This window comes from Rhodococcus sp. P3_B8 (assembly GCF_056402775.1).
This window is the reverse complement of sequence record NZ_JBFUGT010000548.1, coordinates 1-2,379: the sequence shown is the minus strand read 5'-3', so window position 1 is coordinate 2,379 and position 2,379 is coordinate 1. Positions and strand designations below refer to the sequence as shown.

3 protein-coding genes are annotated in these 2,379 nt (G+C 64.0%); 2 read left to right on the top strand and 1 reads right to left on the bottom strand.

The features are described 5' to 3' along the window. Positions 1 to 185, bottom strand: a 185-nt coding sequence (locus tag AC1D1G_RS44340; protein WP_477956845.1) for a hypothetical protein, incomplete at its 3' end; no start/stop codon positions are given. Between the two features lie 225 nt (positions 186 to 410). Between AC1D1G_RS44340 and AC1D1G_RS44335 the strand changes: the two genes are divergently transcribed. Both AC1D1G_RS44335 and AC1D1G_RS44330 read left to right on the top strand, forming a co-directional pair. Then, the gene (locus AC1D1G_RS44335; RefSeq protein WP_477956844.1) at positions 411 to 938 is read left to right on the top strand and encodes a hypothetical protein; all 528 of its coding nucleotides are present in this window, start codon (positions 411 to 413) and stop codon (positions 936 to 938) included. Between the two features lie 37 nt (positions 939 to 975). After that, on the top strand, positions 976 to 2,379 hold a 1,404-nt coding region (locus AC1D1G_RS44330), incomplete at its 3' end, for an AMP-binding protein (RefSeq protein WP_477956843.1).

Below are 2,379 nucleotides of genomic sequence, written 5' to 3'. Positions count from 1 at the left end.
CCTGCGACCGCGCGGAGCTGCGAATCTGCAGCCACTGTGGCTGCGACCTCCTCCCCACCGGGACACATCACATGCCGTTCCRGTGCCTGTCCACCAGCGGCTTCCAATTCCCGTGCCGCGGCCGCTCGCACGGTCGCCAGCCCGGTGCCGGAGGCGCCGACGGACAAGTCATAGGTTGGATTCATCGCGATTCTCCGAGCGAGGTTGCCGACCGGGCGGGGCGTTCATATGGCCGGCGCGGAGAAACCAAGCCCCACGGACGGATTGACGAACAATGCATCTATAGGTAATAGTGTGACAACCTTCGCTTAGGTCAGTCAGTTTTCCTTGATGTCAAGAAAGTGTGTCTAGGTCAATGCGCTTACAGGTCAAGCACCGGTACCTGGCGCGCCACCCTCAACGCGTGGGCTGTGCTGGTGTTGCTGATCGTCGTATCGCTGGCAGTGACACTTGCCAGCCTGGCGGGCGACCCCATTTGGGTGGCGTCTGCGTCGGCGAGTGTTCTCGCGCTTGCCACGTTCGGTATCGTCAGCAACCTGATCAGCGGCCGGACCGGTGGCTCCCCCTCGCGGACCGGTCTCGCACATCAGGTGCTCCGCTACTTCGCTGGAACGTCCGTCCGTCTTGCGCGTGAACGCATGTTTTCTCGCCGGAGTGGTTTGTTGCGGTCGTGGGGCGGCACTACTCACCCCGCTGTCCGCGGGGTCGCCGAAGTCGATTCCAATCCAAGGGCAGCGCGAGCTCTCGGCATCCGAGTTGCCACTCGTACGGTTATCGAGTGTTGCGGCTTGTCAGTGCCACAACGGATTTCGCTCGCGAAGCACGCCAAGGCGGCCCTCGACAGCAACATCGCCGCGCTGCGCGGCGAGGACCCTACGGCCCAGTGCCGGTCAACCCGTCCGCACATCAGGGTAAGCGTCGAGTGGAATCAGTTGTGATCAGTCTTCCTTGTACAGAACAGTTTTCGGAGGCGAAATGAGCTCGACCATCCAAGGGCTACCCGAGGGCAGCATCGTGCCGGATACTGAAGCCCAGCGCCGGCTGGACACCGGCCAATGGTCGGTCACCTCGTTGAGTACGTTTCTCGACGATGCGGTAGTCAAGTACCCCCAGCGGGTGGCGGCGGTAAGTGTTGACCACCATGGTCAGGCGGTACGGGAGATGACGTTCGCGGAGCTGGACGAGATGAGCCGCAGGGTCGCGGCGGGGCTACAGGCGCGGGGCGTGCGTCCCCGTGACGTGGTGACGGTGATGATGACGAACTCGGCAGAGTTTCTCGGGATCGTCTACGGCATCCTGCGGGCGGGTGCGACGTACTCGGGAATTCCGATCACGTATGGGACCCACGAAGTCGAATTCATGACCAAGACAACCGGCACAAAGATGCTGATCGTGTCCCGCTTCCACGGCGGTCGCGACGTCGTGTCCACGGCAATACCCGCGAGAGTGCGCGACGACGAGGGACTGGAGGTCGTGATCGTCGGCGAGCCAGTCGGTGACACCGTCACGCTCGATTCCCTGATGTGCCCAGCCGACACGTTCGAGCCGGTTCCCGTCGACCCTCTCGGGATCGCGCAGCTCGCCTTCACGTCGGGAACGACGAGCGAACCGAAGGCCGTGATGAATCTGCACACCACGCTTGACGTGGTGGTTCGCGGCTGGGCCGCCCATGTCGGGCACGACTCACTCGGGCAACCGATGCGCAATCTCGTCATGTCGCCAGTCGGACATTCGACCGGATTCTTCTGGGGAGCCCTGCTGACGGTGTACCTCGGAGGCACGGCGGTCTTCGTGGAGAAATGGAGCCCGGAAGTCGGGGCACAGATCATCCACGGGGCTCGCATCACCTGCATGGTCGGCTCACCGACTTTCCTGATCGACTTGCTGCGGACCGCCGGCCTCACCCGAGAGGAGGCTGACACGCTCGCACTTATCGTCGTGGCCGGTGCGCCGATCCCGCGGCCGCTCATGGCCGAGGCGGAGCGAGCGCTCGGATGCGCGGTGATTCCCGCGTGGGGTATGACCGAGTTCGGTATTGCGGTCTCCGGCCGCCCGGGTCTCGGGAACATCAACCGCGAGACCGATGGTGTGCGGCTCGACAGTGCCGAGATCAGCATCCGCGATCCCGAGGGTGCCGAGGCGCCCGACGGCACCGAGGGTGCCTTGTGGCTGCGTGGGACGGGCATGTTCGTCGGGTATTACCACCGTCCTGAGGCGACGCAGGAGTCGTTCGACAGCGAGGGGTGGTTCGCGACCGGCGACACCGCGGTGCGTGATTCGCAAGGGTCGGTGACCATCACCGGCCGCACCAAAGACATCATCATCCGTGGCGGCGAGAACATCCCGGTGGGCTCGGTCGAAAGCCTGATCTTCCGGCAT